Raw genomic sequence first — 18065 nt, 5'->3', positions numbered from 1 at the left:
ATGAGCCCGCCGACTCTGCTCGATGTCCCCGTCGCGCGCGCGGTCGCTTGGGTGGCGACAGGCGCGCTAGTCGGCTTTCCGGCCCCGCAGCAGGATGTGTTTCGCGATGCCGCGCAAAATATTCACCTCCTCGCGCTCCAGCCCCGAACGCGCAAGGAGCCGGCGCATGCGCGACATCAGCTTTTTCGGATTCGCCGGATCGAGGAATTCGAGTTCGATCAGCGCGCTTTCCAGATGCGCGTACATGCCTTCGATTTCCTCGCTCGACGCGCTCGCGTTCGCGACTTCGAGCGCCGGCGGCGGGCTGTCGCCGCTGTAGGCGAGCCGCAGTTCGTAGGCGAGCACCTGCACGGCTTGCGCCAGATTCAGCGAGCTGTAAGCCGGATTGGCCGGAATATGCGCGAGCGCGCTGCAGCGCTCGACATCCGCGTTCGAGAGACCGGTACGCTCGTTTCCGAACACGAGCGCAATGTCGCCGTGGTGCACGAATTCGCGCGCGCGCGCGGCGGCCGCGCGCGGCGGCAGTTGCGGCGGGCCGTATTCGCGCATGCGCGCGGTGAGCGCAACCGACCAGTGCACGCCTGCGAGCGCATCGGCGAGCGTATCGACGACGAGCGCCGACGCCAGCACGTCGTCGGCGCCCGACGCCATCGCGACGGCTTCCGGCTCGTTCTTGACGTTCGCGACGCGCGGCGCGACCAGCACGAGACGCGCGAAACCCATCGTCTTCAGCGCGCGCGCCGCCGCGCCGACGTTGCCGGGATGGCTCGGCTCGACGAGCACGAAGCGGGTCGACGTAAAGCCGTCGTGGGGATGAGCAGATTCGAGTGGGTCCAAAGCGTCGGTCGCCGGTGAAAGGTTCGAGCACGCTATGGTAGCGCCTCTCGCCACGTGCCTGAACTGGCCGAACGTCATAGGACGAAGCCGAAACCGCTGTCGCCGGCTTACTTCAGGTAAAATACCGCCTTCGCGCGCCTCGAAGCTTCAATTGACGGCTTTAGCTGACAGCTTCAATTGAAATTCGGCGGCCGCCCCGCTCTTATCCAATTCGTCTTCCGTCGACAGTCGTTGTCGCCAACTTTCCGGCTCGTCCGCGCACCCGAACGGTGCCGGCCACGCGCCGGCCAAAGGATCAAGCTCATGCATCCGATGCTCAATATCGCTGTCAAGGCCGCCCGCCGCGCCGGACAGATCATCAACCGCGCGTCGCTCGACCTGGACCGCGTCCAGGTCAGCAAGAAGCAGCACAACGACTTCGTCACGGAAGTCGACAAGGCGTCCGAAGCCGCGATCATCGAGACGCTGCACACCGCCTATCCGGACCACTCCATCCTCGCCGAAGAATCCGGCAAGGACGACCGCGAGTCCGAGTTCCAGTGGATCATCGATCCGCTCGACGGCACCACCAACTTCATCCACGGCTTCCAGTATTACTGCGTGTCGATTGCGCTCGCGCACAAGGGCATCGTCACGCAGGCGGTCGTCTACGATCCGACCAGGAACGACCTCTTCACCGCCTCGCGCGGCCGCGGCGCATATCTGAACGAGCGGCGTATCCGCGTCGGCAAGCTCGACCGTCTCGCGGATGCGCTGATCGGCACCGGCTTCCCGTTTCGCGACGGCGCGGGCCTCGACGCCTATGCACGGCTCTTCTCGGAAATGACGCTTTCGTGCGCGGGCCTGCGCCGGCCGGGCGCGGCCGCGCTCGACCTCGCGAACGTCGCGGCCGGGCGGCTCGACGGTTTCTTCGAGCAGGGTATCCATGCGTGGGACGTCGCGGCGGGTAGCCTCATCGTCACGGAAGCGGGCGGGCTCGTCGGCAACTACACGGGCGAATCGAACTTCCTGCACGAAAACGAGATCGTCGCCGGCAATCCGAAGGTCTACGCGCAGATGATCAAGATCCTCGACCCGTACACGCGCACGCGGCAAAGCGCCGCCTGAACGCGCGCGTCATTCGTCGATTGGCAAAGGCGGCTTCGGCCGCCTTTTTGCTTTTCGGCACGCGCGCCTTTCGCCGATCCTTCTTCGCCGCCCGCTGGGCGCGCATCGTGCTCTGCAAGCATTGCGCGGCTCCGCTAGAGTGCATGTCTTTGCCGGGCGCGTTGCGTTCCTCGCACTGCGCCCGCCGACCGCCACTCTCTGTCGTCTCATGAAAAAAGGCTTCTACACGATCATCGCCGCGCAGTTCGTCTCGTCGCTCGCCGACAACGCGCTTCTGATCGCCGCGATCGCGATGCTCACCGTGATGAAGTCGGCGTCGTGGATCACGCCGCTCCTGCAAATCTTCTTCACGATTTCCTACGTGCTGCTCGCGCCCTTCGTCGGTGCATTCGCGGATGCACTGCAAAAGCGCCATGTCATGTTCGTCTCGAACGCGTTCAAGGCGGCGGGCTGCGCGATGATGATCGCGGGCGTGCATCCGATGATCGCGTATGGCGTCGTGGGGCTCGGCGCCGCCGCCTATTCGCCGGCCAAGTACGGCATCCTTACCGAGCTTCTGCCGCCCGAGAAGCTGATCGCGGCCAACGCGTGGCTCGAATCGGCGACGGTCGGCTCGACCATCCTCGGCACCGTGATCGGCGGCGCGCTTGTGAGCCAGTACGTCGACCGCTGGGTGGCGGGCCTGCATCTGCCGCTCGTGCGCACCGCCGCCGACGCCGCCCTCTTCGCCGTCATGCTGATCTACGCCGCGGCGGCCGTGATCAACGTCGGGATTCCGGACACGGGCGCGCGCTATCCGAACCGGCTCACCGAGCCGACGAAGCTGATCGGCGACTTCTCGCACTGCTTCAAGGTGCTCTGGTCCGACAAGCTCGCGCAGATCGCGCTCTGGGTCACGACGCTCCTCTGGGGCGCGGCCGTCACGCTGCAACTGCTGGTGCTGAAATGGGCGGACGCGAATCTCGGGCTGTCGCTCTCGAAGGCGGCCGTGCTGCAGGGCGTGACGGGCGTCGGCATCGCGATCGGCGCGGGCGCGGCAGCCGCGTTCATTCCGCTCAGGCAGTCGCTGAAGGTGCTGCCCGTCGGCGTGGTGACGGGTGCGGTCGCGGTTGCGATGGCGTTCTACAACAAGGACCTGTTCCCCGCGGGCGCGGGCGTGCATATCGGGCCTCTCTTCGCGCCGGCCTATATCCTGATGGCCTATCCGCTGATGATCCTGCTCGGCAGCCTGTCGGGCTTCTTCATCGTGCCGATGAACGCGATCCTCCAGCATCGCGGCGCGACGCTGCTGTCGGCAGGACATTCCATCGCCGTGCAAAATTTCAACCAGAATCTCGCCGTCCTCGCGATGCTCGGCTCGTATGCCCTGCTGCTCACCGCCAAGGTGCCGGTACAGTGGATCATCGTGATCTTCGGGGTCTTCGTCTGCCTGATGATGGGGCTCGCGATGCGCCGCTATTCGCATAACGAGCGGCACGCCGACCGCGGCGCGCTGGTGGAGGAATGAAGCTTGCTGGAGGGTGTACTCTCACCTCGACGCCTCGTCGATCGGCGCCGGAAAAGCGGGGAACGATGAGGCGAGGTCGCAGTCGTAACGATACGACGGCGCTACAGGACGACTCGTCGCGCAAGGCTGGCATGACGCCACGGCGCTGCAGCCGGCCATTGTCCGAACGAGCCGCGGTTTCACTTTTTCGGCACGTCAAAAGGAGCAGCAAATGGGATTGTTCACACGTTCGACGCTCGATAGCAGGATCAATGGCGCGGCCGATCTCGGCCAGCGCGCGGTGGCCGGCGCAAGCGACGCGGTCGATTCCGCCAGCGGCCAGTTGCGCAGTCTGCTGGATGAACTCGACAGTTCGTTGCGCGACGCGAAGGATCTCGATGCAGACAAGCTTCGAAAGGAACTGCAGTCGAAGCTGAAAACCGTGCGTTCGCAAATGGACGGCGCCAGTTCCGCAGTGACGGCCAAACTGGGCGACGCCGCCGGCTATGCCGACGAATTCGTGCACGACAAGCCGTGGCACACGCTGGGCGCGGTCGCGGGGCTCGCGTTGCTCGTCGGCTTTCTGGCGGGGCGCGCATAACGCCTGCAACGGATTGCGCTTGCCGCATCGACGCCGGTTTTCGAACCGGCGTTTGCTTTTGCGCTTACCGCACGATTGCGCAGTCACTGAAGCGTTAGCCATCCGGCCGACGGCATCCCGTCCGCGCGACGGGTTACACTCTCGCCCTATATGACCGGTGCGATCCGCAGCCGGTCCTCCTGCACGAACGTACGCAAGATGGGCACTCACACCGCAACTCCCGATACGGCTGGCGCCACCGCGGCAACAGTCGACCTGTCGCACCATACGCCGATGATGCAGCATTATTCGAGCACACACACTCGATAAGTGCAAATCGTTCTAAGAATCAATAGCTTATTTGCGCCATATAAACCGGAAAATCCATAATTTTCCAGCGATTTTCCGGGTTGACATATAAAATCAGGCCTGGTAGCGATGAACTGACCGTCAAAGACACTGACGACTGCTCAGCGTATGTCACTCATGCCGTATGTCTCAGGGCCCGTTCTACGTGCGAACAGTGCGCCTCCAATGTACCCTGCTGCGCCACCAGTCGACGAAGCGAGATTTGTCGAAGCCGAGGTCGGAGTACGCGTCGAGCGCGTGAATCAGCGACCACAACCGCGTCTCATTATCTTGAATTAACGTGAGCAGACGTTGAAGCCGCAGCGTGAGCTGCGCAGGGTCCATTTCCTTATGGTGCTCGATGACCACGAAAAAGGCGCCCCGAAACGCTCGCAGGTTTTCGTATGCGAACGCAACCTCTCCTGCGAACTGCGCGCCAAGGAGACCGACCTTTCCCGGAGCGCTGTCGAACACCGGGTCCACGGGCATTGGGTGGTGTACAGCGGCAGAGGCTCCTTCTGCTCCACGCGCTTGAGCAAATCGGCGAACAACCCCTTGAGCATGGGAAACGCCTCTGCATGCGACTTGAGTTCACCGGCGAGTGCACTCGCCCACCCTGTGCTATCGAGATGCCGCCGATACTGCTCTGCAACGAAGTTGCTCGCGTAGGCCACGGTCACTGCCGCTCCCGCCGCGATGACCGCCGCTGCAATAGTCACAACCCCGTCTGCCATGTCGCACCTCATATTTGTGTCGGCACGAGTGTACGACGCGTGCAAACAAAAAGGCCGCCCAAAGGACGGCCTCGTGCCGTGGGACAACTTAGCGGCTACGCTGCCTTCGAAACGTCAAGAAGGTTGTCGTAACCGTTGTTCAGCAGAGCGCAAACCGCATCCGTATCGCGCGTCTCGTTTATGCCATACGCATTGGCAGCGGCGGCCATCTTCTCGCTCACGCTCACAACGCCGGGAAAGCCGTGTTCAAGGTATGCACGCTGTATGTGGAACATGAACGTCTCAAAGGCAAATTCCTGAGACGCGCTATGGACCCCAACGTACTCGTCTTCTGCGAGCAAACGTGGCGCGACTCGATGCCCCTTTTGTTGTTCGCTCATTCCGTCCTCGGGAAGTATTCAGCGTCCAGTTCACGAACAAAGTGTGCGCTCATCTGTGCAGTCACGTCGCTAAGCGGAGCGTCTGTGCCCCAGCCGTACTTCCTCGCCTCCGCAGCGATTCGCTCGTTCAGCGCGAAGACGCCGCCGATGCCGTCCCGGATATAAGCGCGCTCCATGTACTGCAGGGTGAGGGATTCAAACAAAACTTCGCTCAGGGTGTCGTGCACGCCCTTGTAATCATCGGCCATTTCCTCGTTCCTCTTTCGTGTTCTCAATTAAGTGCACCGGGCTCCACCCGGGTCGGCGTCACAGCGCCGGCACGTGGGATAACGGCGTGGCTTACAATTTCTTGAGCACAAAAAAGAGGGCACGATTCGGCGTGTGTTGTACCGGCCGCGGAAAGTACAGTACAGCAGGGGCAGAAAACCACCTTACAAATCGTCGAGATTTACCCGGACCGACCTTTGCACAGACTCAAGCCGCTTCTTCATCAAGTCTTCTTCTTCGAGCAGTGCTCGCAGCCGCTGTATTAGCCACTGCAACTCCTCGGGCGAGCACCACCCTTTCCCTGCGACTGCTTTGCGCACGCGCTCGAGCGTCTCCGCGGGCATTTGAGCAGGATGCTTTGCCGCGTCAGCGCGTGCTTTCGCCAACAGCTGATGCACCAGGTCTTCGCATATGTCCCAACGCTCAGCCCGCTGCTCGTCTGACTGCAGGGCGTAACGTCCGCGCGACAGGAGGACGGCGCCCACTTTTGTTTGCACCCCAGGCACAGCGGCCGGCACGCGCTCATGCGGAAAGTCGTCCGGCACTGTCACCCGAGGCGAAAGCCCTAGTACTTTGCGAGCAATCGTAGCAACGTCGTCCGCATCAGCGACTGCGACTGGCTCAGCGTCCGTTCTCGGCATGCCCTCGCACAGCATGCTTGCGTGCGCAAATCCGCTCTGTAGCAGCACGTCTATCCGTGCAAGCGGCGTCAGGCCTCCGTGCGTCTTGCGGCGAATGAAAACCGTCAGCGCGTCGCCCGCCGGCGCGCAACCCTTTTCGCACGTTTCGAGCAGCGTCGCTACGCCCTGGAATAGTGCTGCGGGGACGACGGATTCGACTGTGCCTTCAAGCGTGCAGTTGAGCGCAAGAGCGCTCATGTCACCGGAAAATTCCCCATCGCAAATGTCTATGCAGATAGCTATCCCGCGCATCCGGCCGCCTCCAGTATTGCTCGAGCGATAGTCACGACATCGTCGCCGATGACGAATTCGACTGGCGCCAAATCGATACGATGCTCGGTGCTGTGGACACTTGCGTAAGCCAGTCCATCTCTGCACTCAACATCAACACGCAGCGAAGCGCGCACTTGCCACTCGACCGGTCCTTCGAGTCGGACCTCGTGAACAAAGACCGAGAACACGTTTGCGACAGGAAAAGGCCCCCTCGGGTCGGGCCCGTTTAACGCGCTGCGCGCACTCCGCCACCTGGACTCGCCGAAGGACAGCATCGTGCCGTCGCACACTATATGCACTGTGTCGCCGGTGCCATCGCCCAGACAAACCGTGACATTTGTCTGCAGTAGTCCTTCAACGCGATACGAGTGCTCGTCGTCCCTTGGCTGCGGCGGCCGGGCGCGCCGCAGCTTTTCCATGTATGCAAGAACGCTGTGCCGGTCAAGCCTAAGGTCCCCGGCTGCAATGAGACGCAGCACATTCGCTTCGCTTATATGCAAGATGGCAGCAGCTTCGGACTCGGTGAAGTCAGCCATCGCCAGCTTTCTCCGGCATCGCTGCCAGCTTTGCTCGCAGCTCTGCTAGCACCGCGGGCGCACTTACGCCGAGGATTTCGTCGGTGCGCACAAGCTTGTCTCGGCACCAAGCCGGCCAGTGCAGGTAATCATCGTCAAGGGCGAGCCAATCGGCAGGCTGCCGTCGCAGTACGTCGCTCCACACTTGCATGCCCCTGGGAGCCGCTTTAAACGACTCCGCGTCCATTGCCCCGTGATACGTCGCGCCGACGACTCGTGCGCTCAGTTCAGGCGGTAGCTTGCGCGTTATGCGCCGCACACTTCTGTACACGCGTACCCAGCTTGTCGACAGCACTATACGCAGCTCCGGATAGGGGCCAAGCGCTTCAGCGAGCAGCCCTGCGTGCTCAAAAAGTTTGTGCCCCACGGGCGATGCGATGAACGGCCCTCGACCGGTTTGCATATGTACGTCTTCCGGATGCAGAACGCCGTCAAAATCGAGGTACAGCACGAAGCCGCCCTTTACCGCAGGGTCCGGCACGGTGAGTGAGGGAATGAGCACATTCATCGCAAGCTATCGTGCACACGGATAGCAAGAGCAAGCGCATCTGCGGGACTCAACGCTAGCGGTTCGCGGGGCGCTACATGCAACGCCCAACTGCAAAACTCCCGCACTTTGTCTTTGTCGTCGGCGGACAAGGGGAGTGCGCGCAGCGCGGCGTCGACGACTGCTTCAGCAGGCCCCTCCAGTCCCGTTTGCTGTTTGCAGCACTCGTACATTGCGTCGAACGCTGCCCGGACACGCGTCGAGTCGGCATTCGATTCCGCTCGCGCATCGCGCATAAACGCTTGGTATGTCGTCATCGCTGAAAAGCCTCGAACACAATTTGTTCTATGCGAGCAATCACGCTGTCGGGCAGCTTGGCGAACCAATGCCACTCCCGGTCCGCCCGCGGCAGCTTGAAGTCATTCGTAGAGATTTTGCGGATGAGAGCCGCAGCGACGAACTGCGGGAGGACGAACTCCGCGTCTAGTGTCGCATCGCAAGGTCCCACCCCGTTCCGCCCATATAGTCCCCCGACACAGTTAGCTCGACGCGTTAATTGCACTTTCGCCATGCTAGCATAATCACAACTTTGTTCGATGAAATAAGGGTTATCCCACCCTTAGTTGTGTCATACAACAAAGTTTCGAGCCGTTTTGACGTCGAACTGAGACTTTCTCAAAATATGTACAGGGAAATAAGTGAGCGAATATATAAGTGTTTATCGCGCACGGCTTGAGTTGCACACCGGCTTTGGCCCGCGCTTGAACCTAGGCGAAATGAAGGTTCACATCAACAGCAGCGACGATGCGGAGAACATCTTCATTCAAAATGTCGCAGCGCTGAGCGGCCATCAGTGCTCTCTCATAAATCACGCGCTGTTCATGCAATATCGAACCCGCTTGCCGGTCGAAATCAAAGAGCAACGAGACAGGAACGGCGAATTTTCAGCCGCATTTGAATTTGTCGGCGGGCTACTCGAAGCCTGCATAAAAGCGCCTTACTCAACGCTCTTCATCACTCGACTCAAACATGAAGATACGCCCCCCGAAACGGCTAACAATGCCGCTTGAAGAGCGAATCAAGCGTTCTATAGCATTGCGCGACAGCGTTGTCGTGATGCGCTCGGATGTCGCTAGTCTCGGCAGCCCCACTCAAGTCTCTCGAGTGCTCGCACGGCTTGTAGCTAACGGTGCGCTCGTGCGCGTGAGCCCAGGCGTGTATGCAAAAACGCGGCTGAACAAGTTCACCGGCGAACTTGCACCGGCTGCGACGTTCGAGAGCATTGCCGCAGAGACTTTCAAGCGTCTCGGCATAGCAGTAAAACCGGGCAGGCTTGCTCGAGAATACAACGAAGGCAAGACGACGCAGATTCCGATGGACGGCGCAGTGAGCACTGGAGCACGTCGAATAACGCGGAAGATTCAGGTTGCCAGCAATAGCTCTCGAGGTTATGCAACTACCCCGTACGTCATCTTGCGATGTCGACACTCGCTGCTCGACACACAGTTTTCAACGTTGCAAACTTAATGCACCTCATCCGACGCGTTACTTTTGTCGTCAAAATCGGTCCCCTTTTCCACAGAAAAATTTGGCAGTGGGCTCATAAAATGAATGATTTTTGGGCTGGACGCTAGTCGAAAGCGCCGGTTGACGCATAGCCAGTTGACAGTAGCACCGCCGCACACCCACGCCGTTGGGCCGCTCAGGCCCGAGCCACAAGGTTCTCCCATCTTTTCATGCACATGGATAAAGGTGTCGCTCTAGACATCGGCATGAAAACCCTGCCAAAACGACCCACCCGCGCTGCAAGCCGCGTCGCTGAATCCACGTTCGAGTCGCTTCTTGCTGACAAGGCGCCGCCAGCGCCCTCTGCTGCGCAGCCCATCACGCACTTCGTCGCTTACCGCGGCCTCGGTCTGCCTGCAAATGCTCCGCTCATCGCCGTGTACTCGACGGCGCCGTTCGCGTCGCCCCTTGCGGACAGTGACGCCGCTGCTGCGTCGAGCAGCTACATCGGCGAGCAGCTCTCTGTCGCCAGCCTCATGTCGGCAGAGCGCGTCGCTGCCTACAAAGACCTTGAGGACAAGGAAGGCGCTGCGGTCATGGCCCAACTGCTAGCACTTAGCTCGCCAGCGTCGCATTGGTTCGCAGCACCCGTGCATGGCTTTGGTAACAGCGTTGTTGCCGCCATCGACCACCTGCGCGCACGCGCCGTGTATGTCGCCCAAGGCGACCGGCGCCTCCGCGAGCTGCTCGCAAGCGATGCTATCGAAGAAGTCTGAGACGACCGTTTAGAGTCATCACTCTAAATATATTCTGAGCAAGCCCCTGCATTGCGCCTAACGAAGCGCATTACGCAGGGGCTGTTTTCATGGGGTGCTTATACGTCGTATACAGCCCTCAGGGAGCTGTCCTTAAAACTCTCTCTCAGTGAGACACACCATGAAACGCTTTCACTACTTCGCCGGCTCGCTTGCGTGCGGTCCCTTCAAATCCGTTCGTGTTGGATTCCGCAAAAATGGCGAGGCCGAATACGAGCTAAAGGTCGGTCAAGAACGATTCGAAATCTCCGCGGATGACTACAGAGACCTCTACAACGCTTATCTGTACGACAACCTCGGCTTCGCGATGGGCATGTACAAGCGTCTGTCGCGACACAACTGATTGGCAGCAGCACGCGGGGCTGGCCGATGCGGCCTACCCCGCCTTTGATAACAAGACAAAAACCTATTGCACGGAGACTCTCATGTCCTTTCTCGCTCGCCCCCTGCTTACCCGCCCCCTCCTTGTGACCAAGAACGTACGCGAGGCCTCCGCTGCGGCACGTGCCGCAGGCCTCGAACTCTCCTGGTCTGGAGGCAGATGGACGCCTTACATTGCTCCTAATGAGCCGCTGTTACAACGTCGTCCCGTGCGAAGCTAGGGTTTTGGCCACGACGACCTCTTAGGGAATTCGACCCGCTCGAGCAGTTCTTGCAGCATTGCAGCGGCGCCCCTCACCACGGATTTTGGCGCGGTCCTATCCGTCGCTCGAGTTTCGCCACATATTAGCGCCGCGCCTGATGCGCTGGGGGAAGGCTATCAGCCCGACGACCCTTTGGGCACGAGGAGGCTGCTGTGACGCTCGCCAAGTGGGCTACCCTCCAAGCCTCTGCACGAAGACGACCTGCCCGACTAACGCGCGCCGCTCGACGCTGCCGCACGGTTGCTCGCAACCGTCGCGCCGGAAGTCATCGTCGACTGACTCGACCTGCATATAAGTCGAAATCCGCGCCCTAGACGAGAGAGCCAATAACAAGTCTCTCACCTTGTCGAGAACAACTGTCGTAACCTTCTAGGCGTTTTTTCATCTGTTGCGGCGGTATGGGTAAGCGTCCAGCAGACCTTCTCTGTGCTCGTCGAACATGCCTGCTTGCAGTTCGTCGAACCACTCAATCAGCTCGTCCCAGTTGTTCAGGCTGAAAACACGGGTGTTGTACCGGGCCGCAAGATTGACTTCCGGGCGTGATACCAATTCGGCCATCGGCTTGTCCATGATGAACGCATCAACGTACGGTGCGTACGTGGAGATGTGTTTGATATCAAAATACACGCCCGACAGCCTGTTTATTGTCCGGTCGCGGCGTTGGTACGACCCAGCCTTCACTTGGGCTTTCAATGTTGCCCACATGTGGGATGTGAGCCACTGCGTCGGCATGGCGCGGAAGTGGTCGGACATCAGGAAGCTGACACATTGCTGCACCTGCTCGTCAGGCGACATCGCTTGAGGCAGCGAATACATGCAGCCCTGCATGTATTGCGACATTATCGGAGCGTCCAAGAGCGCATCCATGTCCCCGTGCGCCAAGCGCTGCACGAGTCGAAGGTAGCTAGCCCAAAGAGCACGCGCTGCAGCATTGCATTCGGCAACGACGTCTTGCGCGAAAGTGGCTTGTGACTGGCGCCAGTTCGGGAACACTTCGTCGATGAGCCGTTCGACCGACTGCAGTTTTGCTTCAGCAATCAGCACCGGGTCGCCATGGTACTGGCCTACGTCAATCCAAACATAGCCGTCCCATTCGAACACATGCTCTGTATCGAGCGCGTCTTCGCGCTCCAAGGCTTGTTCGACAGCACCATCGTTTCGCCAGTTTGAAAATGCACGGTAAATCTGCTTTCGCTCAACCTCGTAGGCCGCCTCGAATTCGGCGCCGCGGCTAGCCTTCTTGATGAACTCAAGCAACTCCGCGTAGGCGGGCCATTGGTGCGTCTCGTCTTCGTGAATACTCGAGTACGGAGCCACGATGAGCTGGTCTTCTGCCAGCTCGGCGATACGATTTGCCGCACGAACAAAGCGCTCGTCGCCGCCACGGAAGGCGCTCGAGAAGAAAAACTGGTCGAGATATATGACCTTTTTCTGGACGGGGGGGAGGTACACGTGCCAGCTATAACGGCAATGGCGACAGCCTCGAAGAACGCCGTTGCGGCCAACATCGACGTTGCCAAAGCAGTTCTCGCGGCGGCCGCCGGGACAGTCCCCCAGAACATATGTGACCAGCATCTTCACCCCGTCGCGAATTCTTATCAGCAGATGATACTTCGGCGGCAGCCCTGCGCTACACCGAGAACGGTCAGCCGACGCGCCTCGGAACGTTTCAGCGAGACAGCAAGAAAGAAGACGTGCTTGGCCTCAAGAAGGCTCTGGCTTCGTTGGGCACTGATGCCTACGCCGTTATGCCGAACGACATGAAGGTCAAATTCCTGAACGGAGTGTCGGCCGGCAATGTCGACATTCTCGAAAAATTCGACAAGTACATCGAAGACCAGCAAGCCGCCTCGTGCTCGGGCAGACGCTTACGTCGGACAGTGGAAATGGCGCCGGCAGCTATGCGCTCGGCCTCGTGCACAACGAAGTGCGGATGGACATTCTGCGTTCGGATGCAAAGCAGCTTGCGTCGACCCTGCTGCGCGACCTCATCCGTCCGCTCATTGACTTCAATTTCGGCACCGAAGTGCCGATGCCCGTAGTTCGCTTCGCGGCAGACGAAGGCGAAGACTTGGTGGCACTGACCACCGTGCTATCGCTGACCGTGCCGTTGGGCATCGGCGTGCCGCAAAAATGGGCTCGCGACAAGTTCGGCATCCCTGCGCTAGAGGGTGATGAGCCGTTGCTGGCAGCTATGGCGGCTGCCGCCGCAGCGGCAACGCCGATAGACGGCAAGCCACTCCCGCCGCTCAGACCGAAGCAAGGGAAGGGACTGACATCAAGAGCGCTGCCGGTTTCTGGCGCGCTCCTCCTTAGAACGCTCGACCGCTTCTTCAACCTGCTGGTCAATGACGCCAGCCGCGTCCAAAATGAAGCTATCGTAGAAAGCAATTTCGTCGGAGAGGCGGTCGTACGATATCAGCGCTGTGCGGCCGTCTTTTGTTTGTCGAATCTTCCCAGTCCGTTTGCGCCAGCCGACGAAAGGCAACGCGTCGTACTTCGGTCGCCAGGTCGCGCTCATCTCAGCGTGCTTATTGCTCAGGTAGCGAGATAGTGGCTCGCCATCCTCGACATCGGGCGGAACGTTCGCGAACAGGTCTTTCCACCATTGGGCTTCCTTCAGTACATCCGGTACAGGTTTTCCGAACCCGCGCACGGTGTAGTCCGTCACCTTCTCCAGATGCGAAATCCATTCGTCGAGCGCGTCTCCGTAGTATTCGCCAGCGTTTCGCGCGAGTTGCGGCCGCGCTGCGTTGAGCGAGTTGGCAATCGGCTGAGTCATGTAGAGGTCGACACGTCCCTGCTGCCACGAGGCCGGGGCATGCTTTGCTACTCGCTCGGGGACAACGATTTTCAGACCGTGACTTCGCGTTTTGGTATCCAGCCGCAAGAACAACTCGCAAGCCAATTCGTGATAGAGAGCCGCGACCGGAAACAGGATGTTCTCTCGAGACAGGCCGACGTGGTAAGCCTCGTTCCGATACTTGTGGCAAAGCCCCACGAAGTTGGCCTCTATCTCGGAGAGCCGGTTTTCGGCGCGGACGAACCTAACCTTTTCGTCGAATCGATTGCCCAGCACTCACGCTTTCGACGCGCGGCTGTAGCGTTGTGGAGCGTCGGGAGATGCCATCATGCCGGCCCAGCCGAAGCGACTCTCGCAGTATCGATGCAGCATCAGCTCGATAACGTTGTCGACAAGAATCAACGCAAGGCGATTGCCAACGTCGGTGCCGACTCGCATTTCTTCGGCAGCGCGGTCGAGCTGCTCTACGTAAGTCGTCAAGGTCTTCACAGCGGTCGTTTTTCGTCGAAGACTACATATAGTACTCGGGCTGCAGTCCCGAAAACTCGTTCTTTCGAACACTAGGCGTAGTAACTGATTCGACGGCCGACGCAGCGGCAGTTTTCCTTTGCGTGCTACACGGTGAAAACGGAGGCTCTCATGCAAGACATCTTCTTTCCACCCGACAACGCTGGCATGGTGTTGCTCGCAGCGCACTGGGCCCTGTTCGTTGGCGTCATCGTCCTGTCCGCAAAATACGTCTTCCGGCGCAGGCGCAAGAAAGCTGAGTGGCGTGCAAAGCATCCTTATCGTGGCCCGCACTTGTATTGGTCAATGCGCGTGACTCGCGGCCTGCGTGTCGGTGGCCGGATAAAATAAGTCCGCTATAGTTTGTGCTTGTGAACCGACCGCCGCACTCGTATACTCTTTGCAATAACCGCATTTGCGAGCATCGTCTAAATGACCTTCGCCCTTACCTTCGCTTTCGTCGCCGGCATGCTGTCTCTTGTGTTTCCAGAGACTTTCGGAAACGGTCACGAGCAAGCTTAACGCCTCGAACAACACCTCACGTTGCGCAAAAGGCCTCGCCATCGGCGAGGCTTTTTGTCGTCCATATTCCCACCGGTGTGAACAGAGCATGCCTTTATGCAAAATCAATCTAAGCCATTCAGGCTAATTGCTCGCATTAAGGTCGTTAGTTCTCACCCTACTTAAATCGCCCTCGCTATACGGTTTATAAGGCAAACAACTTCGCCTTATCGTGTGACGACACGTAACCCATCCTGTGACCTCCGCTCTCGGCCACAGGCCGAAGGTAGGAAGTCGCTAGGACATTCTCGAGAGTGAAATCATGCTGAATCTTCAACCTGTAGTCGATGTCATCGCTTCTCTGCACCCCGCTGTACAAGTGGCTCTGCTGCTTGGTGTCATCTGGGGTGTGCGCAATGTCACTGAAAACACGCTTCGGCTGCACCGCCAAGGCTACCTGCGAGCAATCCCAACGTTCGTAGTGGTCTCGGTCGGAGGAGTCGCAGGTTACATTGTCGGCGGAGCCATAGTTGCAATCGCAACGACGGCCATGACCACAAACTCGCTGGTATTTGCTGCAAGCATGCGCCTACACGCGAAGCGCATGGCCAGAATCCGAGCGTTTAATGAGCAGTTTCAGCAGTTCATGGCAAAAAAGTAACCCGATTCCTGATTCCACAGCCCACTTCGGTGGGCTTTTTCTTGGGTTCACGACCTAAAGAAAATCAGCCACGTGCCGATAACCAAATGCGAACAATGCCCTCGACAAAGGGCGCACTCTCTATTTCGATTCAAAGAACGCTTATGTCAGTCTTGGAATTCAGGCGCAAAGCCACAACACAGTTGCACAGCGAGGTTGACACGTTGGCGCGCGAGGAATCTTCGCTCGATTTCGTACCAGATGAATGGGGAGTCGACGAGCAAGGATTTTACGTTGCATCCGACGCGGATTGGCTGTGCATGGAGGCGCATTTTGCTCGATACGGGCACAGGATAAACAAGCATGCGCCACTCGACAGCTATCGGAACGGGATGCGGTACTTCGGCGGATTCCTGTCTAAAATCGGCTACCTTCGTGACCACCCCTGGCACTACCAGCTTTTCACTAAGGAATGGACTGAGGACGAGCACGCATACCTGCGAGCCGTGTCTAATGGCGACATCGCGCACGTATTCGAGTTATTGCCAAAAACCCGTTTTCTCGGCGAGATTGGGAGAAAGATGCGCTTGTCCGAGGGATGCGCGCTGACAAACTGAGTTTATTGCTGCCTAGATATACGAGTGGTTTCGAGGTTTTTTATATGGCGTTGCTAGACGCCGTATAAAAATCTCTGACCTCACTTCTCGACTCGACTCGACTCGACTCGACTCGACTCGACTCGGACGCATCTTCGACGATTATGATGAGCCTCCGCCATACGTCCCCGATACTCTATCAAATAGAACCCGCGTTCAACTCGTGAGCCGCAAACTGGACTGTTTGTTCACATTTGTCAAGGCAATCAAAGCCCCTGACTATCGCTGACGCATACCCCTAGAACTTCCGGCGTTGACGCACATGATGAGAGCCCGCGAAAGCAGGCTCTCAAAAAATCACGCGTAGTTACGCTGTCATTTTCTACTTGCATCCGTGAATGCAAGCAACCTTAAATGTCGAACAATAGTGCGATAGCTCCCCCTTCCAAGTTCCAACCGCACGTTTGTCGGCCCTAGTTTTCGCCGCTGCCGTTTTAATGCTACACAAGCGCAGACTACATCTGCTGCGGACACGCCTTTCCTTCCTCTCATCGATGACCTCAATCACGAAGCGCCGAGTTGCATGACCCGGCACATCTCGTGTAGTCACCAACGCAATTTGGTAATCGAAACTGCGTGCAATCGTCATCGTGCTGCGCCATCCTGCGACAGTCAGCTAAACGATGGATGTCATCCTTCTATGAATACAACCTGCCTTGACACCACTTCTCCCGGTGTTCGCACCGTGCTGCACATGTCACCAGCAGTCATGGCGGCAGCAATCGTGTCGGCACAAAAATGCGGCCTGAGCCTGCGTGAGTGGCTGGACCGTGCTGTTGCGAGCCTGATAGCCGACGACCATCCGGAAGGTGCGGCGCCGTGGGCAGTTCAGGCAGCCGACTTGTTTGCTCAAGTGGCCAACTGTTCGCCCGAACTGCTGCACGGCCGCTGGGCGTTGCTCTATGAACACGTGCTGCTCGACCGCGACCTATGGCATCAGCCGGAGCAAACTGCGCAAGAGATAAACGACGGACGGCTGCCGGGAGCGCGGTACATTGTGCCGGCGAGATTGCGCAAGGCATGGCCGCGATTGGTCTCTACAGTGTTCTGCCTATAGGTGGCCAAAACGCGGCGGGGACGCGCGGGGAGTTTTTCTTTCGGCGTGGCTCGGATGTCTCGCGCAGGCAACCGAGATGGGGCTGGTTTTCGAGGAGCTGATTCGGAAGTTTGCCAAAATCTCGGACGAGACCGCTGGGGAGCCACTCCACATCGCGCCGCTCTTGCGTTCACGGTACATCGTCGATTGCCCCCCTCGGCTGCCCCTTTCGGTGCTGCAGCTAGCGCTGCGGCACGCCCAATCAGCCGATTGCGCGAGCTGTGCTTGCGGCATCAATAAAAGTGTCACGTGCAACGTTGCCGACGAGGTTCGTGGTCACCGAGTCAAACGTTGCACCTACTATGCCCCCAAGAAAGGGAACCGCCTTCCCGAGGTTGATAACCCCCGTACTACCAAATTTTGTCAAAAGGCGGAACCCAACGGCTTGGTTAATCTTGGTTATCGTTGCGCCGCTGATGCCCTTAATAGAATTGATGGCTACCTTTTGAGCGACGGCAATACCTGCATCTTTCAGAATGTCTTTGGCCGCACTTCCAGCGAGGCAAGCATAAGCCAATGCTTTGACGCGGTCATCGCGCGGGTCATGCCCCCCGATATAGGCGATGGCGGTAATCATGCGCAGCTGGACATACAGGACACTTGCAACGTTGGCGGGAATAGTGACGGGCAAGGTGATTAGACCGCCAAGACCTGTTATGAAGCCGGAGGTCGCCGCTTTGGTGTTTTGCCAGCGAATCAGTGAGTTCGCCGCGTCTACCACTGAGCCGCTTCCCTTCATGTATTGCTCGGCCAATTCTTCGGCGGTACCTGTTCCCGGTATTCCATTCATTGCCTTATCGTAGGCCCACTCTAGCGCCTGCTGAATTTTCGTCTCTGTCAAATCCTTGGACATAGTTTATCTCGCGTGTCGTTTTTAAGATTTTTCGCCTTGGCAATAACGAAGACGTTGCGGCTAAATCGGTTCGCCAACGACATATCGGCAAGGTGTTGAAGAACTTTAGCCCGAGGATTGGCAGACGAAGATAACGAATCATTGCCGGTCTGAACAATATGGCAGTGATGGGTGAGCCGGTCCAGCAATGCCGAGGTCATCTTCGCATCCCCGAACACGTTGGACCATCCTGTAAAGCCCAGGTTTGTGGTGAGGATGAAACCACTGAATGCTCGGCAGCTCGGTGCTAC

General features: G+C 58.8%; 22 protein-coding genes and 2 pseudogenes. 12 read left to right on the top strand and 12 right to left on the bottom strand.

The genetic code is table 11. From position 1 onward, the window contains the following. Positions 1–66 precede the first annotated feature (66 nt). Complete coding sequence (locus QCE48_RS06160) at positions 67–837, bottom strand: RNA methyltransferase (RefSeq protein ID WP_309785690.1); 771 nt, start codon at positions 835–837, stop codon at positions 67–69. A gap of 303 nt (positions 838–1140) precedes the next feature. Between QCE48_RS06160 and QCE48_RS06155 the strand changes: the two genes are divergently transcribed. The 3 genes from QCE48_RS06155 (at position 1141) to QCE48_RS06145 (ending at position 4031) form a co-directional block, all read left to right on the top strand. Next, positions 1141–1944, top strand: coding sequence for an inositol monophosphatase family protein (locus QCE48_RS06155; protein ID WP_087628831.1), 804 nt, complete (start codon positions 1141–1143; stop codon positions 1942–1944). A gap of 208 nt (positions 1945–2152) precedes the next feature. Then, positions 2153–3451: a lysophospholipid transporter LplT gene (gene lplT / locus QCE48_RS06150; protein WP_309785693.1), complete on the top strand. Its 1299-nt coding sequence runs from the start codon at positions 2153–2155 to the stop codon at positions 3449–3451. 211 nt (positions 3452–3662) lie between these two features. After that, positions 3663–4031, top strand: coding sequence for a glycine zipper domain-containing protein (locus tag QCE48_RS06145; RefSeq protein WP_309785694.1), 369 nt, complete (start codon positions 3663–3665; stop codon positions 4029–4031). A gap of 489 nt (positions 4032–4520) precedes the next feature. Here QCE48_RS06145 and QCE48_RS06140 read toward each other — a convergent pair whose 3' ends face one another. The 6 genes from QCE48_RS06140 to QCE48_RS06115 all read right to left on the bottom strand — a co-directional run bounded on the left by QCE48_RS06140 (position 4521) and on the right by QCE48_RS06115 (position 7775). Beyond that, positions 4521–4841 carry a hypothetical protein gene (locus QCE48_RS06140; protein ID WP_309785695.1) on the bottom strand — a complete coding sequence of 107 codons (321 nt, stop codon included), beginning with the start codon at positions 4839–4841 and terminating at the stop codon, positions 4521–4523. Between the two features lie 346 nt (positions 4842–5187). After that, complete coding sequence (locus tag QCE48_RS06135) at positions 5188–5472, bottom strand: hypothetical protein (protein WP_309785696.1); 285 nt, start codon at positions 5470–5472, stop codon at positions 5188–5190. Further along, positions 5469–5720: a hypothetical protein gene (locus QCE48_RS06130; protein ID WP_309785697.1), complete on the bottom strand. Its 252-nt coding sequence runs from the start codon at positions 5718–5720 to the stop codon at positions 5469–5471. Before QCE48_RS06130 ends, QCE48_RS06135 begins: the two co-directional genes overlap by 4 nt. Positions 5721–5903: 183 nt before the next feature. Then, positions 5904–6617 carry a hypothetical protein gene (locus tag QCE48_RS06125; RefSeq protein WP_309785698.1) on the bottom strand — a complete coding sequence of 238 codons (714 nt, stop codon included), beginning with the start codon at positions 6615–6617 and terminating at the stop codon, positions 5904–5906. Positions 6618–6658: 41 nt separating this feature from the next. Beyond that, positions 6659–7228, bottom strand: coding sequence for a helix-turn-helix domain-containing protein (locus tag QCE48_RS06120; RefSeq protein WP_309785699.1), 570 nt, complete (start codon positions 7226–7228; stop codon positions 6659–6661). Continuing rightward, entirely contained in the window at positions 7221–7775 is a 555-nt protein-coding gene (locus tag QCE48_RS06115; RefSeq protein ID WP_309785701.1) for an HAD domain-containing protein, read from the bottom strand. Before QCE48_RS06115 ends, QCE48_RS06120 begins: the two co-directional genes overlap by 8 nt. Before the next feature lie 677 nt (positions 7776–8452). Between QCE48_RS06115 and QCE48_RS06110 the strand changes: the two genes are divergently transcribed. The 4 genes from QCE48_RS06110 (at position 8453) to QCE48_RS06095 (ending at position 10418) form a co-directional block, all read left to right on the top strand. Further along, the gene (locus tag QCE48_RS06110) at positions 8453–8824 is read left to right on the top strand and encodes a hypothetical protein (RefSeq protein WP_309785702.1); all 372 of its coding nucleotides are present in this window, start codon (positions 8453–8455) and stop codon (positions 8822–8824) included. Next, a complete protein-coding gene (locus QCE48_RS06105) occupies positions 8814–9281 on the top strand; it encodes a DUF6088 family protein (RefSeq protein ID WP_309785703.1) in 468 nt (155 codons plus the stop codon). The genes QCE48_RS06110 and QCE48_RS06105 overlap by 11 nt, the downstream gene beginning before the upstream one ends. Before the next feature lie 245 nt (positions 9282–9526). Further along, a complete protein-coding gene (locus QCE48_RS06100; RefSeq protein WP_309785704.1) occupies positions 9527–10036 on the top strand; it encodes a hypothetical protein in 510 nt (169 codons plus the stop codon). Positions 10037–10196: 160 nt separating this feature from the next. Then, on the top strand, positions 10197–10418 hold the full coding sequence (locus QCE48_RS06095) for a hypothetical protein (RefSeq protein WP_309785705.1): 222 nt from the start codon (positions 10197–10199) through the stop codon (positions 10416–10418). A gap of 682 nt (positions 10419–11100) precedes the next feature. On the opposite strand, the gene QCE48_RS06090 is transcribed toward QCE48_RS06095, so the two are convergent. Continuing rightward, positions 11101–12294 (bottom strand): hypothetical protein, encoded by a 1194-nt coding sequence (locus QCE48_RS06090; protein ID WP_309785706.1) that lies wholly within the window; start codon positions 12292–12294, stop codon positions 11101–11103. Between the two features lie 119 nt (positions 12295–12413). On the opposite strand from QCE48_RS06090, the pseudogene QCE48_RS31835 reads away from it, so the two are divergent. Continuing rightward, positions 12414–12883, top strand: a pseudogene (locus QCE48_RS31835) (DUF935 family protein); the annotation flags it as partial. 114 nt (positions 12884–12997) lie between these two features. On the opposite strand, the gene QCE48_RS06080 reads toward QCE48_RS31835, so the two are convergent. Further along, positions 12998–13798 (bottom strand): hypothetical protein, encoded by an 801-nt coding sequence (locus QCE48_RS06080; protein ID WP_309785708.1) that lies wholly within the window; start codon positions 13796–13798, stop codon positions 12998–13000. Continuing rightward, complete coding sequence (locus tag QCE48_RS06075; RefSeq protein WP_309785709.1) at positions 13799–14011, bottom strand: hypothetical protein; 213 nt, start codon at positions 14009–14011, stop codon at positions 13799–13801. A gap of 150 nt (positions 14012–14161) precedes the next feature. Between QCE48_RS06075 and QCE48_RS06070 the strand changes: the two genes are divergently transcribed. The 4 genes from QCE48_RS06070 to QCE48_RS06055 all read left to right on the top strand — a co-directional run bounded on the left by QCE48_RS06070 (position 14162) and on the right by QCE48_RS06055 (position 16883). After that, positions 14162–14380, top strand: coding sequence for a hypothetical protein (locus QCE48_RS06070; RefSeq protein ID WP_309785710.1), 219 nt, complete (start codon positions 14162–14164; stop codon positions 14378–14380). 472 nt (positions 14381–14852) lie between these two features. After that, positions 14853–15191: a hypothetical protein gene (locus QCE48_RS06065; protein ID WP_309785711.1), complete on the top strand. Its 339-nt coding sequence runs from the start codon at positions 14853–14855 to the stop codon at positions 15189–15191. A gap of 143 nt (positions 15192–15334) precedes the next feature. Beyond that, positions 15335–15787, top strand: a complete 453-nt coding sequence (locus QCE48_RS06060) for a hypothetical protein (RefSeq protein ID WP_309785712.1) — start codon at positions 15335–15337, stop codon at positions 15785–15787. Positions 15788–16520: 733 nt separating this feature from the next. Next, positions 16521–16883 (top strand): hypothetical protein, encoded by a 363-nt coding sequence (locus QCE48_RS06055; RefSeq protein WP_309794099.1) that lies wholly within the window; start codon positions 16521–16523, stop codon positions 16881–16883. Between the two features lie 241 nt (positions 16884–17124). On the opposite strand, the gene QCE48_RS06050 is transcribed toward QCE48_RS06055, so the two are convergent. Together QCE48_RS06050 and QCE48_RS06045 are read right to left on the bottom strand one after the other, a co-directional pair. Continuing rightward, entirely contained in the window at positions 17125–17775 is a 651-nt protein-coding gene (locus tag QCE48_RS06050) for an EcsC family protein (protein ID WP_309785714.1), read from the bottom strand. Next, positions 17760–18032, bottom strand: a pseudogene (locus QCE48_RS06045) (ATP-binding protein); the annotation flags it as partial. The pseudogene QCE48_RS06045 and the gene QCE48_RS06050, both read right to left, overlap by 16 nt. Positions 18033–18065: the final 33 nt, after the last annotated feature.

It is taken from the genome of Caballeronia sp. LZ024 (assembly GCF_031451455.1).
In the GTDB taxonomy this organism is placed as follows: Bacteria; Pseudomonadota; Gammaproteobacteria; order Burkholderiales; family Burkholderiaceae; genus Caballeronia; species Caballeronia telluris.
The sequence above is the reverse complement of the archived record's forward strand: the minus strand, read 5'-3'. Positions and strand labels throughout refer to the sequence as shown.

What these genes read in the sequence shown, in the direction of transcription:
- QCE48_RS06155 (WP_087628831.1), top strand. Translation starts at nt 1,141, where the DNA reads ATGCATCCGATGCTCAATATCGCTGTCAAGGCCGCCCGCCGCGCCGGA.
- lplT (WP_309785693.1), top strand. Translation starts at nt 2,153, where the DNA reads ATGAAAAAAGGCTTCTACACGATCATCGCCGCGCAGTTCGTCTCGTCG.
- QCE48_RS06145 (WP_309785694.1), top strand. Translation starts at nt 3,663, where the DNA reads ATGGGATTGTTCACACGTTCGACGCTCGATAGCAGGATCAATGGCGCG.
- QCE48_RS06135 (WP_309785696.1), bottom strand. Translation starts at nt 5,472, where the DNA reads ATGAGCGAACAACAAAAGGGGCATCGAGTCGCGCCACGTTTGCTCGCA.
- QCE48_RS06130 (WP_309785697.1), bottom strand. Translation starts at nt 5,720, where the DNA reads ATGGCCGATGATTACAAGGGCGTGCACGACACCCTGAGCGAAGTTTTG.
- QCE48_RS06125 (WP_309785698.1), bottom strand. Translation starts at nt 6,617, where the DNA reads ATGAGCGCTCTTGCGCTCAACTGCACGCTTGAAGGCACAGTCGAATCC.
- QCE48_RS06120 (WP_309785699.1), bottom strand. Translation starts at nt 7,228, where the DNA reads ATGGCTGACTTCACCGAGTCCGAAGCTGCTGCCATCTTGCATATAAGC.
- QCE48_RS06115 (WP_309785701.1), bottom strand. Translation starts at nt 7,775, where the DNA reads ATGAATGTGCTCATTCCCTCACTCACCGTGCCGGACCCTGCGGTAAAG.
- QCE48_RS06105 (WP_309785703.1), top strand. Translation starts at nt 8,814, where the DNA reads ATGCCGCTTGAAGAGCGAATCAAGCGTTCTATAGCATTGCGCGACAGC.
- QCE48_RS06100 (WP_309785704.1), top strand. Translation starts at nt 9,527, where the DNA reads ATGAAAACCCTGCCAAAACGACCCACCCGCGCTGCAAGCCGCGTCGCT.
- QCE48_RS06095 (WP_309785705.1), top strand. Translation starts at nt 10,197, where the DNA reads ATGAAACGCTTTCACTACTTCGCCGGCTCGCTTGCGTGCGGTCCCTTC.
- QCE48_RS06090 (WP_309785706.1), bottom strand. Translation starts at nt 12,294, where the DNA reads ATGCTGGTCACATATGTTCTGGGGGACTGTCCCGGCGGCCGCCGCGAG.
- QCE48_RS06070 (WP_309785710.1), top strand. Translation starts at nt 14,162, where the DNA reads ATGCAAGACATCTTCTTTCCACCCGACAACGCTGGCATGGTGTTGCTC.
- QCE48_RS06065 (WP_309785711.1), top strand. Translation starts at nt 14,853, where the DNA reads ATGCTGAATCTTCAACCTGTAGTCGATGTCATCGCTTCTCTGCACCCC.
- QCE48_RS06060 (WP_309785712.1), top strand. Translation starts at nt 15,335, where the DNA reads ATGTCAGTCTTGGAATTCAGGCGCAAAGCCACAACACAGTTGCACAGC.
- QCE48_RS06055 (WP_309794099.1), top strand. Translation starts at nt 16,521, where the DNA reads ATGTCACCAGCAGTCATGGCGGCAGCAATCGTGTCGGCACAAAAATGC.
- QCE48_RS06050 (WP_309785714.1), bottom strand. Translation starts at nt 17,775, where the DNA reads ATGTCCAAGGATTTGACAGAGACGAAAATTCAGCAGGCGCTAGAGTGG.